At 37.0% G+C, this 15,591-nt stretch carries 13 protein-coding genes; 11 read left to right on the top strand and 2 right to left on the bottom strand.

The window, feature by feature from the left end; translation table 11 throughout:
* Positions 1-3: 3 nt before the first annotated feature.
* Positions 4-282 (bottom strand): hypothetical protein, encoded by a 279-nt coding sequence (locus tag I6F10_RS07955; protein WP_024590745.1) that lies wholly within the window; start codon positions 280-282, stop codon positions 4-6.
* Positions 283-495: 213 nt separating this feature from the next.
* On the opposite strand from I6F10_RS07955, the gene I6F10_RS07950 reads away from it, so the two are divergent.
* Genes I6F10_RS07950 through cas6f form a run of 4 tightly spaced genes read left to right on the top strand, consistent with a single transcriptional unit; the run spans position 496 to position 5,365 of the window.
* Positions 496-1,683 carry a TniQ family protein gene (locus tag I6F10_RS07950; protein ID WP_197098704.1) on the top strand — a complete coding sequence of 396 codons (1,188 nt, stop codon included), beginning with the start codon at positions 496-498 and terminating at the stop codon, positions 1,681-1,683.
* Between the two features lie 3 nt (positions 1,684-1,686).
* Positions 1,687-3,738, top strand: a complete 2,052-nt coding sequence (locus tag I6F10_RS07945; RefSeq protein ID WP_197098703.1) for a type I-F CRISPR-associated protein Csy2 — start codon at positions 1,687-1,689, stop codon at positions 3,736-3,738.
* Positions 3,738-4,766 carry a type I-F CRISPR-associated protein Csy3 gene (gene csy3 / locus I6F10_RS07940; protein WP_197098702.1) on the top strand — a complete coding sequence of 343 codons (1,029 nt, stop codon included), beginning with the start codon at positions 3,738-3,740 and terminating at the stop codon, positions 4,764-4,766. Before I6F10_RS07945 ends, csy3 begins: the two co-directional genes overlap by 1 nt.
* Positions 4,763-5,365, top strand: a complete 603-nt coding sequence (cas6f, locus tag I6F10_RS07935) for a type I-F CRISPR-associated endoribonuclease Cas6/Csy4 (protein ID WP_024590749.1) — start codon at positions 4,763-4,765, stop codon at positions 5,363-5,365. The genes csy3 and cas6f overlap by 4 nt, the downstream gene beginning before the upstream one ends.
* A gap of 387 nt (positions 5,366-5,752) precedes the next feature.
* On the opposite strand, the gene I6F10_RS20385 is transcribed toward cas6f, so the two are convergent.
* Positions 5,753-5,884, bottom strand: a complete 132-nt coding sequence (locus tag I6F10_RS20385; protein ID WP_267135521.1) for a hypothetical protein — start codon at positions 5,882-5,884, stop codon at positions 5,753-5,755.
* A 381-nt stretch (positions 5,885-6,265) separates the two neighbouring features.
* Between I6F10_RS20385 and I6F10_RS07930 the strand changes: the two genes are divergently transcribed.
* From I6F10_RS07930 to I6F10_RS07900, 7 genes are all read left to right on the top strand, one after another.
* Positions 6,266-7,426, top strand: a complete 1,161-nt coding sequence (locus I6F10_RS07930) for a CBASS cGAMP synthase (RefSeq protein WP_101217215.1) — start codon at positions 6,266-6,268, stop codon at positions 7,424-7,426.
* Positions 7,423-9,138 (top strand): ThiF family adenylyltransferase, encoded by a 1,716-nt coding sequence (locus I6F10_RS07925; RefSeq protein ID WP_197098701.1) that lies wholly within the window; start codon positions 7,423-7,425, stop codon positions 9,136-9,138. The genes I6F10_RS07930 and I6F10_RS07925 overlap by 4 nt, the downstream gene beginning before the upstream one ends.
* Positions 9,131-9,568, top strand: coding sequence for a Mov34/MPN/PAD-1 family protein (locus tag I6F10_RS07920; protein ID WP_010388203.1), 438 nt, complete (start codon positions 9,131-9,133; stop codon positions 9,566-9,568). Before I6F10_RS07925 ends, I6F10_RS07920 begins: the two co-directional genes overlap by 8 nt.
* Positions 9,546-10,157 carry a hypothetical protein gene (locus tag I6F10_RS07915; protein WP_133120265.1) on the top strand — a complete coding sequence of 204 codons (612 nt, stop codon included), beginning with the start codon at positions 9,546-9,548 and terminating at the stop codon, positions 10,155-10,157. Before I6F10_RS07920 ends, I6F10_RS07915 begins: the two co-directional genes overlap by 23 nt.
* A gap of 620 nt (positions 10,158-10,777) precedes the next feature.
* Positions 10,778-12,304 carry an acetyl-CoA hydrolase/transferase family protein gene (locus tag I6F10_RS07910; RefSeq protein ID WP_165743000.1) on the top strand — a complete coding sequence of 509 codons (1,527 nt, stop codon included), beginning with the start codon at positions 10,778-10,780 and terminating at the stop codon, positions 12,302-12,304.
* A 594-nt stretch (positions 12,305-12,898) separates the two neighbouring features.
* Positions 12,899-13,210, top strand: a complete 312-nt coding sequence (locus I6F10_RS07905; protein ID WP_165743001.1) for an EthD family reductase — start codon at positions 12,899-12,901, stop codon at positions 13,208-13,210.
* Between the two features lie 219 nt (positions 13,211-13,429).
* Complete coding sequence (locus I6F10_RS07900) at positions 13,430-15,565, top strand: TonB-dependent siderophore receptor (protein WP_165743002.1); 2,136 nt, start codon at positions 13,430-13,432, stop codon at positions 15,563-15,565.
* Positions 15,566-15,591: the final 26 nt, after the last annotated feature.

Raw genomic sequence — 15,591 nt, 5'->3', positions numbered from 1 at the left:
TAGTTAAAGTGTGCTACACAAACGGCCATTGTGAAAAGCTTTCGAAGCAACGCCCTTTTTTAATCGTCGACAATCAATGCAATAGCTTTGATATCCATCAGGGTTGCGAGCCGTTTTACGAGCAGGAGTAATACCAAAAGAAGCCGGATATGGATGGAATATATGTTCAGAACTATTAGCGTCTGAACAATGAGGGCATGATTTAAACTTTTGACCGGTTGATGAATCTTTCTTTTGAACCATGCCGCTATTTAAAGCTTTACCACAGCAGTTACAAGCCATAAGAATCTCCTTATAAGTTAGCTTTATATTTTTAAATTTGAGTTTTTATTATGTTACTGGCTATTAATACATCCTTTAGAAATGCCGTAACGCTCTCTACAGTATCAGATATTATACTTTTGTGAAGTACGAATGATTTAACGATAATTATTTTTGACTATCTAATTTATTTAGCCTAAACCTAAACTAAGATTTTCTTAGTTTAGGTTGGCGATGCATTTTTTAGTTCAAACAAAACCTTACCCAGATGAGGCGCTTGAAAGCTATTTACTAAGGCTTGCAAGAGATAATTCATACTATGGCTATAGTGAGCTTGCTGATATTTTGTGGCAATGGCTTGCAGAGCAAGATCATGAGCTTGAAGGTGCCTTGCCGTTGGAGCTTAGTAAAGTTGATGTTTATCATGCTAGACAAGCGAGCAGCTTTAGAATAAGAGCGCTCAAGTTAGTAGCCCAATTAGCAGATATAAACGCTGGTAATATTCTTTCGCTTGCATGGCGGCGCAGTAACTTTAAATTTGGCAACTTAGCAGCAGTAAGCCGAAATGAACTGACTATTCCCCTTGAGTTACTTCGCACTGATAACATACCTGTTTGCATTGAATGCTTGTCTGAATCTTCTTACGTTCCTTTTTATTGGCATTTAAAGCCCTATAAAGCGTGCCATAAGCATAAAACACAATTAATTACACATTGTGAGGAATGCTATGATTTAATTGATTACAGAGCTTCTGAGACGTTTTTAGAGTGCAGTTGTGGTTTAAAAATAACCAGTAGTGAACAGTTAAACGATGCAGACTTTAAAATTGCAATTGCAATTGCAATTGCGCTTGCAGGTAATAACAGCCAAAAAATAGTGGGGTTAATATCGTGGTTTGCGAAAATTAAGCAACTTGATGTAAGCGATACTGACTTTAATCGAACTTTTGTTGATTACTTTAGTACTTGGCCTGATGGCTTTACCGCTGAATTAGATTTAATCACAAACAATGCGCGGCTCAAACAACTTAACCCTTTTAATAAAACTAAGTTTAACTCTGTGTATGGCAGTGTGATCCGTGATGGTCAAATAGCTGCAACAAGTAACCGTAAAAACAAAGTTCTTGATGAGATTATTAATTACTTTGTCGAATTAGTTGATAGTAACCCTAAAGCTAAACATCCAAATATTGGTGACTTACTGCTTTGTACTTTTGATGCCGCAGTATTATTAAACACTACTACAGAGCAAGTTTACAGGCTTCATCAAGAAGGCTTTTTAAACTGTGCTTATCCCCAAAAAAAGCACGAACAGCTCAGAGCTGATAGCCATGTATTTTATTTACGCCAAGTGATTGAACTACAACAAGCATTTGCGACTGAAAAGCCTCTAACAAAAAAACAATTTATAGCGCCGTGGTAACTTATGAACTTACAAGATGCATTTGCAATTGAACCACTAAAAGAAAAAACCACAGCACTTAGAAAATTGTTCGTTCCATACACGTCTCATGTTGAGGTAGATGGCTTTGAAGAACAAGCTCTCGTTGTGCTCATTAATCTTGTATATAAGCGAAGTGAGATTGATGATTTAACAAGTACAAGAACCGCTAAAAGTGTATTACGCGATGAAGTGTTACTGAGTAAGTGCATTAACGAAGTTAAATGGTTTCATACTCATAACTTAAAATACCCCGATATACGCGTAAGCCATCAACGTTTAATTAGTGAGGTTGTAAGTGAAGATATTGCGGGTATTTGCAGCCGATCATTACCTTTAAGTTTTGGCTGGTCGCACAACAGTGCTGAAATTAATCATGCAAAGTTATTTTTAACCTCGTTTAATTGGCAAGGTGAAGTGACTTGTTTAGCAAAGTTATTAATAACTGAAGAGCCTGTTTGGATTAATTTAATAAGAGCCTACGGGTTTACTAAAAAGGCTGTTTTAGACATCGCGGCTAAAATAAAACAACAGTTGCCAGTGGCAGAACTCCCATTAGAAGTAAGCTCTTTTTCACCACAACTACAAATGCCATTCCAGCAAAGCTACCTTGCGATTACGCCTGTAGTAAGCCATGCAATGCTAGCTAAAATTCAGCAATTAACAACAGAACGTAAGTTAAACTTTGGTTTAATTGAGCACTCAAGGCCAGCCAATGTAGGCGATTTAGCAAGCTCAGTAGGTGGCAATATAAGAGCCTTGCGTTACTTTCCTAAAACAAATTCAAAGGCTATTAACCGCTCTAAAGTAGCCAATGATGATATTGAAAAAGCATTTAAAATTCGTGCGCTATTAAGCAGTCAATTTCAACAGGCGCTTTTGGTGTTAGTGGGTATTAAGCAGTTTAATACGTTAAGGCAAAAGCGATTAGCGCGAGTAGCAGCTATTAGGCAAGTACGTATTAGCTTGCAGTTATGGCTTGATAACATTCTTGAAGCTAAAAATAACGCGCAAGAGCAAGCTTATCCTGAGTGGGCTAAGCATTACTTAGATCAGAATATTACTAACTGTATTAGCCAATTTAGTAACATACTAAATGAGAGCCTAGGTACTTTAAGTAAGCTCAAACGCTTTGCATATCACCCTAATTTAATGGGGTTGTTTAAAACGCAGTTAAACTATGTGTTTACTCATTGTACAACTGAACAAGAAACATTAAATGATGAGCAAATAGTGTATGTACATTGCCAAGATATGCGAGTGTTTGATGCCGAGGCAATGGCTAACCCATATATTCAAGGCATGCCGTCACTTACAGCTTTAAATGGGCTTGCTCATAACTTTGAGCGTAAGCTAAAAAACTTTATAGACCCTTCAATTAAGTGTATTGGCAGTGCTATTTACATTGAAAACTATCAACTACATACAGGTAAACCATTACCCGAGCCAAGTAAGTTAAAACAAGTTGCTGGCCATACTCATGTGATAAGTTCCGGTATTATCGATAAGCCTAAATGCGATATAACACTCGATTTAGTATTTAGGCTTTTTGTACCAAATATTGAGCTTTTAGATAAGTTGAATAGTCAGCTTATAAAGCCCGCACTACCATCTATGTTTGCGGGCGGGACTATGCATCCACCTTCGTTATATCAAAATATTGATTGGTGCCATTTACATACTAAACCAAGTGAGCTGTTTAAAAATATAAAGGCAAAATCGTTAAATGGCAGTTGGTTATACCCTTCGAAAAAAGTAGTTAAAAGTTTTGAACAATTGATTGATGCCCTTAACGGTAACTTTAATTTAAGACCCGCTGCAATTGGTTTTGCTGCGCTTGAAGAACCCGTAAAGCGGGATGCAGCATTACATGAACACCATTGTTATGCAGAGCCCGTAATTGGGCTTTTAGAGTGTGTTAGCAATACATCAGTTAAGTACGCAGGGGCTAAGCAGTTCTTCCATGACGCATTTTGGGTTATGGATGTTCAAAAAGAGTCTATGCTTATGAAAAAGTCTAAGTTTGAGTATGAATAATGCAATTACCTCGGCACTTAAGTTACACGCGTTCGCTCTCACCCAGTAAAGCGGTGTTTTTTTATAAAACACCGGAGTCTGATTTTGAACCGTTACAAATAGAGCAAAATAAATTAGTTGGGCAAAAGTCAGGGTTTGGCGATGCGTATCAAAAGCAAAATGTGGCTAAAAATTTAGCGCCACAAGATCTCGCGTTTGGAAACCCTCAAACAATTGATGTGTGTTACGTTCCTCCAACGGTAAATGAGCTATTTTGTCGTTTTTCACTCAGGGTTGAGGCTAATTGTATTGAGCCACATGTATGTGATGACCCTAAAGTTATTTATTGGTTAAAACGTTTTTTTGAAACCTATAAAAAGCACAATGGCCTTAATGAAGTGGCAACTCGCTATGCTAAAAATATACTGATGGGAAACTGGCTTTGGCGCAACCGTCAATCACCAAATGTTGATATTGAAATCCTTATTGAGAATGCAGCCCCGATCATCATTAAAGGTGTACAAAAGCTAAAGTGGCAGGGCAATTGGCAAAATAATCAAACAGCACTAATAACATTATCAGAAGCTATTCAAGAAGGGCTCAGCAACCCTCAAAATTATTGTTACTTAGATATAACCACAAAAATTAAAAATGCATTTAGCCAAGAGGTTCATCCTAGTCAAAAGTTTGTAGACAATGTTGAACAAGGCATGTCATCTAAACAACTTGCATACACTCAAGTCGGCGATAAAAAAGCAGCAAGTTTGAATTCACAAAAAGTAGGGGCTGCGATTCAAACTATTGATGATTGGTATGAGGGAGGTTACAAACCTTTACGCACTCACGAGTATGGCGCAGATAAGCAAATATTAGTTGCACACAGAACACCTAAGAGCCATTCAGACTTTTATTCATTACTCCCGCGCATTGCTTTGCATATTAAACACATGGAAAAGCATGGTTTAGGGCAAGATGAGAAGTCAAATGCAGTTCATTTTATTGCGGCAGTGTTGATCAAAGGTGGCTTGTTCCAAAGGAGTAAAGCTTGAAGCGCTATTATTTTGCTATTACTTATTTACCTAAAAATTGTGATGTAAGCCTTCTTTCTGGGCGTTGTATTGGTATTTTGCATGGGTTTATGAGTTCACGCGAAATAAGTAATATTGGTGTGTGCTTTCCTAAATGGAATGAGCAAACGATAGGCAATCAAATAGCGTTTGTATCAACAGATAAAAAGCAATTAATCAATCTATCTCAGCAAAGCTATTTTGAGATGATGGCTCATGATAAGTTATTTGGCTTATCAAAAATACTCGAAGTAACAGTAAACCAAAGTGAAGTCATGTTTGTCCGCAACCAATCAGTAGCCAAAGCTTTTGTTGGCGAAAAGCAAAGACGGTTAAGACGCGCTAAAAAACGAGCTGAAGCCAGAGGCGAAGTTTACAACCCTGAATATAAATTTGAGGCAAAGGACATAGGCCACTTTCATTCAATACCTGTATCAAGCAAAGGTAACGGGGAAGATTTTATACTTCACATACAAAAAATTGAAAATACTAATGCGATAGAAAATCAATTTAATAATTATGGCTTTGCTACAAATCAAACATTTCAAGGCACGGTTCCCTCTTTGAATACCCTTTTTTAATAATTTTAAAGCACTCTTTTAATTTTCAATGAGTTATTTGATTGGTTAAAAATAAGGGTAAATAATTTAAATTCGTTTAACAGTTTGGTATTTATAGAAATTTAAACTATTTTTTATAGTGAACTGCCGAGTAGGCAGCTGGAAATTGTTAGGCATTATTAGCATCATACAGGCGCATGTGAACTGCCGAGTAGGCAGCTGGAAATATCTTCGCCTTTTTCGCCTTTTTCACCATTAAGTGAACTGCCGAGTAGGCAGCTGAAATTAGGCCAGGAATTGAACAACCACAAATTGTGACTCTTAACTGCCGAAAAGGCAGAGGCTAAATAAAAAGACCCCAGCAAACGCTGGGGTCTTTTGTTCTAAAGCCGAATAATAATTTTAATCTCATTCACCTTTTTTGTGATCATGCTTTTTAAGACTTGGGTGTTTACTTTTATTCTCTGGGGTAACACGTCTTCTCTTATCAGTTTTACCTGTAGAGTCAGCTTTAGGTTTTGGACCTGGTTTAATACTCATATTATCTTCCGTTGTAATTATTCATTTTAGTCTAGTACAAAACTTGGGCTGCTCAAGGGTTCCAAAATTCCGCACTGACTATTTTTGCGAAAGTAGACCTAACTAAACTTATATTATTTGAAGCTTTAAGTTTTAGCTGCATGTCGCGATTTTAGAATATTTTATAATTTATATAGCTAAACAAGTTACAAAAAGTTAGCTGTCTAGATTAATAAGGTAATTTATTTCGACTATTGACTATAAAAATACTTTTTTGAATAAAGTATGAACTGACGGTTGAGTTTTAAAATACAACCCCAATTAATTACAAAAGCATGTAACACTGTATGTGGTATTTCAGTATTACATTAAATACTAGATATAGATTTTGAGGTTATGAATATGCTTAAATTTTCAATTAACAAACTTTTGAGTTCTTCAGGTTTAAGGGATAGGGAATATTATCTCGATAACTTAAGAATATCTGATGAAATACGCTCAAAGCTCGTATCTCTTAGAGATGATGCTCGGAGCGGGATATTGGAAGCTTGGTCATACGCTAAAGAACAAGTAAAACAAGACAAAGACCTTTATGAAAGAGTACCTTTAAGTAAATTGGAACAGCTTATAAAGTTGAAGCCTCGCTTCAAAATGCAAGGTAGTTATGTATACGGCACTATAGTACAGCCAGCCCACAATTCTCAAGATATTGATTTAGATGATGGTATGTATATACCTATGAGCGTTGTACAGTATGATGATAAAACCATGAGTACCGCGATGTTTGAAGTTGTAGATAGGGTACTCAAGAAAATGGCTAGCGCTAATGGCTGGAAGCAAATACCAAAGAAAACTTGCAGTCGCTTACAGACCAATGAAGCTATTCATCTTGACATTCCTTGTTATGCTATTCCTGATGAAGACTTCAACCGTTTATGGTTGTTCGAATCTGCATCAATGGAATCAAATTCAGCTCAAGACACAGAGTTAAAAACCCACACTGTCAATCTAGCTCTTAGAAATGGCGAATGGCTAGAATCGAACCCAGAGCATATAAAAGACTGGGTAAGTAGAGCAAAAAAACTTCACCCTAACTTTAAAGATATTGTAATGGTTGTTAAAGGTCTTAGAGATCATAATTATCCAACAGGTGGACCAAGTTCAATATCTTTAATGGTAGCTATTGAAAAAATCATGTCGAACTCTCCCAAACACGGAGATTTGACTGAAGAACTATATAACGTGGTGCAGAAATTACCTGCTGTGATTTCAGATGAATTAAAGCATCCACATCCTGAGTCAGCACATTTGACAATTCACTCACCTACAGAATTAGAGAAGCAAGAATTACGAATGAAGTTTGATAGTTTCGCGATGTCATTTAAGCAAGCACTTGTTACATCACTTACTGAACGTGAAACTTTGGATATTCTAATTAATCTATTTGGAATTAGAATGCCAAATGATCAAACAAGAATTATTCGTTGTAGTCGAGATAGTGACCTTAAAACAAAAAAATCTGAAGTTATAACTCCCATACAAGAGCACAACACTTTCGGATGAAAAAATATTTAGAAATAGCTCATAATACCCTCATTCAAAAAGGGTTCTCACTCAATATAATGACATACACATGTATTCATGATTACTGCTACGAGGGGAGAGTTAGTATACCTCAAGTTCAGCAAGGATTCGTTGATGTCATTTTTGGTTTTAACGAAGTTCCATTTTTTGAACCGCCCACGATATATCTTGCCAACCGGCCACCCCCTTTAGATAAGTTTTGGCCTAATATCGAAAAGCCAGAAAATGGCCTACATAAGCTATGTGTATTCGATACTACAACTCATAAACTAGAGCCATATGCAATTGAAGAGGTTATTGAAATATATTTAAAGAGGGTAAAAGACATTGTTGCACGTAGTCCCGAAGACCGCTTTGATGCATTTAAAGCAGAGGTAACAGCATATTTTCCAAGAGACTTCTTTAGCTACTTTGTAAAAAGTCCAACAGAGTCTACTTTATCCATTCGATTATACGAATCTTCAGATGCAAGCAATAAACTTGCATATGTCGCAAAGTCTAGTCAAGGTTGTATAAGTCATATTACCCAAGGTAATTACTCACCCATTCCAACAATAATTACCAACCTAGAAGAGATTAAAACATCACCTGAGGGGCAAGCAGGTCTTGCTCAGGTTACAGGCTTTATTGATATAGTTAGAGGCACAAATAAAGAGACTTTAACTACTTTAAAAGAAAAGCTAAAAAACTTAATCCACAGAGAAAAAGACGATATAAAACAGTTCGGAGGTTTCGCTTTATGTTTTTATTATAATGGCAATATATATGCTTATATTATTAAATTAGCTCAGGCACAGATTAAGCAACTACAAAATAGAAGTAAAAACTTCATTGAGCGCTTATTGCGTGGTCAACTGCGTATTATGTCGAATAACTTTGGTGGGGAGTTAAAAAAAGTAACTAATGTTCATTTTTTAGATGGTTCCCAAAGCACTCTGATCAAAAGAAACTATTCCCAAAACTTAGTAGATAAGCAAATTTGTATTATTGGGGCTGGAACTTTAGGTAGCTACTTAGCACATATTTTGATGAAACATGGTGCAGGTTCGTCCAAGTCACTCCACATCTATGATGATGATGTGTTACTACCTCAAAATATTTCAAGACATTTACTCGGGTCTGAATCGTTATTTATTAATAAGGCACAAGCTTTAGTCAATTCACAAAAAAAATTAGCACCGAATAACAATTTATTTTCTCATAAGGAAAAATTTACTAATTTGAACCAAATCCCTCAAGGAACAGATATTGTAATAGATGCTACAGGTGAATTTTCAACGGCAATGACATTGAATCATCAATATATAAGTAATGAGTTCCCTTTTAAACTTTACCATTCGTATTTGTGTGCCGGTGGTCACTCTGCTAGGTTATTTAAACAAGGTGATGGCGGATGCTATAGGTGTTTATTTGATAACCAACATAAACACATAGATAAAGAGTTCAAAAAAGCAGAACATAAAGCATTGATTACAAGAAATTGTGGTGAAAGCAATGTGCAATTTCCTGTTGATAGTTCAATTGGTGCTGCATCATTCATTGCTGCAAATATTTTAGACAGCGAGTATTCAGATAAAAAAAATGCTTACATATATTTTAAAACTCTAGGAAAAAAAGCAGCAGAACATAAAAATAAGCCGTTGCAACGTTCACCTTATTGCCCAGCTTGTAGGGTGAAAAAAAATGAGTGAGGTGATTAAAGTCCATTTTGATCCAAAAGTAGTATCTTTAATAATGGATTATTCTAGGCAAAGAAATGAGGCTGGAGGCTTGCTACTTGGACATAGGTACATCAAAGAAGGATCAGTTGAGTACGAAATAATTAAAATCACAACCCCTTCTTTTATGGATATTAGGGCGCGTGCTTTATTTCAAAGAAGAGATAAGAGTCATTTAGAACAAGCTGTACAATTCCACAGGGATACCAATGGTTATGGAGATTACCTTGGGGAGTGGCATACCCACCCTGGTGGAGCATCAATAAAACCATCTATAAAGGATTTGTTAGCCTTTAGAAGCTCACAAAAGCTAACAAAAACTCCACTAATCTATGTCATAGCTAATTCATACAAGCTAAACACTTATACGTCAGGGGGTAATGATGTGGTCTCTTATTATTAGTAAATATGGCAGTACTGTACAAAAGTTTATAATTTTATCCTTAATATCACTTGGCTTTTTAGTCGCCACGTTAGGATTACAATATACATCTGTAAGGTATGTAGTGGTGCCTATTGTAATTTTAATTTTTTTATTCAACCTGAAACTTTGGGAATATGTTTGGAAAATATCTTTGATACAAAAGCATTTTTGTCCAAATCTAAGTGGTAAGTGGAAAGGCACTTTAAAAGCTAGATATAAATTACCTGACGATGATGAAGTTCAAGAAAAGCATGTTCGTGTTGACTTCGATATCAAAATGTCTTTTTTAACTTTTAAAATGACAGGAGTAAGTGAGAATAACTATATGAAAAGTGAGGTGCTCTCTTCTTGGCTAAAAACTGAAGAGGGTAATCTTTACCTTTACTATAATTATAAGGTTTGTGTTAAAGATCCACTTCCAACAGATGAACAGTTTTTTCATGGTTCGGCCAGGCTAGAGTTGCTTTGGAATGACTACGAATATCATTTTGAAGGTAACTATTGGACTAACAGGAAATGGAATATTGGTGGGCAAACAGCAGGGCACATTAAGTTAGATCGACTTTAAAGCGTAAAGAGGGTTAATCGAGGGCGTTCAGAATTCTGAACGTGCTCTTTCTCTAAGCTGTTTATACAGAGCTGGGAAGTCCAAGCTTAAGGATTTCTGAGTTTAAGCCAAATGGGCAGTATATTGCACTGTTATTACCATCCTAACTATTTTTATCTTTTTTACTTTTGGTGCTGAGTAATCTTTTATGTACTCTTTTCTTAAAGGAGTCTCATTACACAAAACTTTATTTGGGCACTTTATGCCATTATAAGCTTCAATATTATGCCAAGTTATACTTCACTTACGGCGCTGTAGACCAGTAAAAACGTATGTTATTATGCCAGCTTATACTTCAAACAACATTGGGTGTTTGAACTAATAAATTTATCTCTTCAAAATAATTCATCTTATTTAATAATACGATTTGTTCATAGATTACTTTATAAATTTCCTTATAGATTTTTGTGTCGTTTTTGTAAAAATTATTACTAATAACCACATTATAGTGTTAACTAAAAGTAAAATAACCTCCCTTTTAAACATTTTGTTCATCCTCGATTCGTAAATACGACTTAAGTCTAGATTGTGTAGTACGAAGTTAGGATTAGAATAATGCCAAATTTAGAAAGGGGCTCAAAATGAACTTGGAACGTATTCGCAATAGTAATCTGCATAATAAAGTTATGTCTGCTGAGCAGGCAAGTCTGTTTATTAAAGATGGAATGACTGTAGGGATGAGTGGCTTCACTCGTGCCGGAGAAGCTAAAGCAGTACCCAGAGCATTAATTGAGCAAGTCAAAAAAAATCCTATCAAAATAAATTTAATGACGGGCGCATCATTAGGTAATGATCTCGATAAGCTATTAACGGAAGCGGGCATTTTAGCGCGTCGTATGCCTTTTCAAGTAGATAGTACTTTGCGTAAAGCGATTAATAACGGCGAAGTTATGTTTATTGATCAGCATTTATCTGAAACGGTTGAGCATCTACGAAATCATCAATTAACCATGCCTGATGTAGCTGTTATTGAAGCCGTCGCTATTACCGAAGAAGGGCATATTGTGCCTACTACATCGGTCGGTAACTCAGCCAGTTTTGCTATTTTTGCCAAACAAGTCATCGTTGAAATTAATATGCTGCATAACCCGAATCTTGAAGGTTTGCACGATATATACATTCCTTCGTATCGTCCTACTCGCCAACCAATGCCGTTAGTTAAAGTAGATGATAGAATTGGTAGTACTGCTATTCCTATCGATCCTGCAAAAATTGTTGGTATTGTTTTTACTAACCAAAGCGACTCGTTTTCTACCGTTACCGACCCAGATGAAGACACCGCATCTATCGCGCGCCATTTAGTTAACTTTTTTAAAGATGAGGTGGCTCAAAATAAATTGCCAGCTAATTTAGGTCCGCTACAAGCAGGCATTGGCAACATTGCAAATGCGGTAATGATGGGATTACTCGACTCTGACTTTAAAGACCTAACAATGTACTCTGAAGTACTACAAGATTCGACGTTTGACCTAATTGACGCAGGTAAGCTGAGCTTTGCATCAGGCAGCTCAATTGTTTTGTCAGAGCGTTGTAACGCGCAAGTATTTAATAATTTAGAACAATACAAACACAAGCTAGTGTTACGCCCTCAAGAAATTTCGAACCACCCTGAAATAGTGCGCCGTTTAGGTATTATTGCAATAAACACTGCACTTGAGTTTGATATGTATGGCAACGTAAATTCAACGCATGTTTGTGGCACACGAATGATGAATGGTATTGGCGGCTCTGGTGATTTTGCTCGTAATGCTCATTTAGCAATATTTGTGACTAAATCGATTGCTAAAAATGGCGCTATTTCAAGCGTAGTGCCTATGGCGAGCCACGTTGATCATAACGAGCATGATGTTGATATATTAGTAACTGAGCAAGGTTTAGCTGATTTACGCGGTTTAGCACCGCGTGAGCGTGCTGTACAAGTTATTAAGCATTGTGTGCACCCAGAATATCGCGAAGCGATGTTAGACTATTATGAGCGCGCTTGTGAGCGTGGCGGGCATACCCCTCATTTACTAGAAGAAGCGTTTAGCTGGCATATTCGTCTTGAACAACAAGGCAGCATGAAAAAAGTATCTGTAACCGATGCTCAAGTGCAACTGTCTGCATGAGCATTTTGGTTTATTAATATTGAATTAGTAAGTTTTATACTTACTTTTGAACCGCACTAGTGTCAGCTCAATCAGCTTTGATTAGTGCGGTTTAATAAAAACTTTAAGCCCAAAATAATTTTATACCTACTCTTTGCATACCTTTCCCAGCCACCTTTTATTATTTTATTTACTTAGGTTTAGGTGCTATTACCGTTATTAAGTGTGTAATGTGTTTATTAAAAAATAGAGATGCTTAAATGGCGTTTGACAGAGGGTTAGAAGAGCGACCTTACAGTAAAACTAGTTAAGGGCTTGGTTTATATTTTGCCTGAAGGTTTTGAGTCTGATTCTGATTTAGCATATTGGGTAAATACGTGCGTTAACTTTGTAGAGTCTTTACCGCCCAAACCTTTTAAAAAACGACCCGCACTTAAGTAAATTAGCGAAGTATCACCTTAATTAAAATAAGCACTGCAATCAAATTACTGGCGCTATGAGTATGAATAACGCATAATTGAGCGACTGCTCACTTATGCGTTTTTTTACTTATGTATGATTCATACTGTTTCAAAAGACGCTTTAAATTTTTTAGTAAATAAAAGAGAGAATGTAATGATTAAAGTAAGCGTATTATACCCAAATAATGAAGGTGCTACTTTCGATATGGACTACTACTGTAAAACACATTTACCCCTAGTTGCAGAGTTAGTTGGTAAAGCGCTTATATCAAGTAGTGCAGATGCAGGTTTAGCAGGTGGCGCACCGGGCGAAGCGCCAACTTATATTGCTATGGGGCATTTAGTGTTTGAATCGGTAGAATCTTTTCAGCAAGCCTTTGCACCTCATCAAGAAGTAATAGCGGCTGATTTAGTTAATTTTACTAACGTGTCTCCAGTAATTCAAATTAGCAATATTGCTGGGTAAATTACACGCTAAAACTAATTTAAGAATTACTTAATAACCCCTACTGTATTTAATACAGTAGGGGTTTTATTTTAACTGCAATAAAAGGGCTAGCGCTCTGTTTTAAGTAATATTAGTTCTAATATTTAGATGTATTAAACCCGCCCTTGTGTTGATTATGAAAATGATAAAAGTTATCATTTAGATTGTTGGCTATCTGCACTTTTCCCAGGAATTATCATGTTTAACCCTAATTATTTGGCATTAAGTATTGCTGCGTCTTTATCTGTTTTTTCTAATATAGCTTTTTCACAACAAAACGACGATATTGAAAAAATAGAAGTAACTGGCCGTGCCCAGCAATTTTACCTAGAAACCGAAAGTAAAATTGGTACTAAAACGGATTTAGATCTTATTAAATTACCGCAATCTGCGCAGGTATTAACCGAGCAACTTATTATTGACCAAGCCGCGCGCGACATTACCGATTTATACCGCTCAATTGCGGGTGTGAGTGAATACAGCTACTCAGGTGTAACTTTTCGTGGTTTTAGAGATGACGCCAATGTATTTTATGATGGTGTGCGTGGCGACCCATATTCGGGCTTTGGTGTACCGCAGTTATTTAATGTTGAACGTGTTGAAGTATTAAAAGGGCCTGCCTCTGCTTTGTATGGCGGTGGCGAACCTGGTGGGATGATTAATTACGTAACCAAAAAGCCAAGCTACACACAAAAACGCGAACTAAAGCTTACTTTGGGTAACTACAACACCCGTGGTGCATCACTCGATATGACAGGTGGTTTAAGCGATACAATGGCTTATAGATTGGGTGGTTACTATGAAGAGCAAGACAGCTTTCGTAACAATGCAGACTCAAAAAATACCGAGCTGACAGGTGGATTGTTATTTGATTTAAGTGATTCAACAACCCTAACCACAAGTGTTGACTACATTAAACAAGACCTAGGCGGAAACCGCTTACGTGGCGTACCGGTAGATGACAACGGCAACTTTTTAGTTGACCCAAGTTATAACGCTAATGAAGCGGTTGATTATCAATATATGGAAGCGTTGGTGCTTCAAGCCGAGATAAGTCATTACTTTAGTGATGATTTTTCTGTAAGTAGCACACTGCGTTACATGGATAACGAACGCGATCAAGGCTACCATGAGTCGCAAAGTTGGGTAGATGTAAATGGTGATGGCGAAGCAAACATTGATGACGAAACCATCAAACGAGAATACCGTAAGCAATTTCGTGCCAATAAAGAAGCAAGTATAACCACCGACTTTGTTTATAACTTTGGAAAAGGACAATTAACCCATCAGTTTTTATTTGGTGGTGATTACCACACCGTTGATACCGAATATGACTACTTTCGTGCCCGATATGAGGCCGATGGCGTCGCTAATTTAAATATTTTTAATTTAAACTACGGTGAAACCGACCCAAGCACTTATAACCTCACCGACATGAACCGCGATGGCGTTGATACCGACCGATTTGGTGTATATGCACAAGACGTAATTAGCATAGGCGAGCAGTGGACAATTATTGCAGGTTTACGCTATGACCATTTTAAAGAGTTTAATCAAGAAACTGGTTTTAGTTACTCAGATAACGATATAACGCCGCGCGTTGCTGTTACTTATCAGCCAGTAGAAAACACATCGGTATATATTAACTACTCAGAGAGCTTTAACCCTACATCGTCAGCCGACCAAGAAGATGTAGAAGGCGAAGGTAATTTAGAACCAGAAACCGGCAAGCAAACCGAACTGGGTATGAAAAACCAATGGCTCGACGGCAAAATTATGAGCACCTTTGCAATTTATCAAATTAATAAAGAAAACGTGGTAATGAGCAACCCTGACGATACGGGAGCTGGAGATGGCATTGCTGCACTTTTAAATATAGGTGAAGTAGAAAGCCGAGGGTTTGAAACAACTTTAGTCGGCGATTTATCAGCGCACTGGACCGTAACGGCTAACTACGCATACAACGATACGCAAGTGGTAGACGGCGTAACGGGTGATACGCTTTCAAATACATTTGGAGATGGTTCGCGCTTTGCTAATGCACCACGCCACCAGGCAGGTTTATGGACTCGCTACGCTATTGATTCAATTGACTCATCAATTGCCTTTGGTGCAAATTACGTAAGTGAGCAACTGAGTACCGGTGGTCAAAAAGTAAAACCATTTACCGTATTTGATATGAGCTGGACGAGTCGCTTTGACAACGTATTGCTGAGTGTAAATATTAATAACCTGTTTGATAAAGAATACGCGGTTAGTGGCTTTACTGAGCGTAATGGCCACTTTCCCGGTAGCCCTCGCGAAATTATTGGGCAAATAACCTACAAGTTTTAATACTTATTAGCGCGAGAGTTACTCGC

The sequence above is a fragment of the Pseudoalteromonas sp. SWYJZ98 genome, assembly GCF_015864495.1.
Classification (GTDB): Bacteria; Pseudomonadota; Gammaproteobacteria; order Enterobacterales; family Alteromonadaceae; genus Pseudoalteromonas; species Pseudoalteromonas distincta.
The sequence above is the reverse complement of the archived record's forward strand: the minus strand, read 5'-3'. Positions and strand labels throughout refer to the sequence as shown.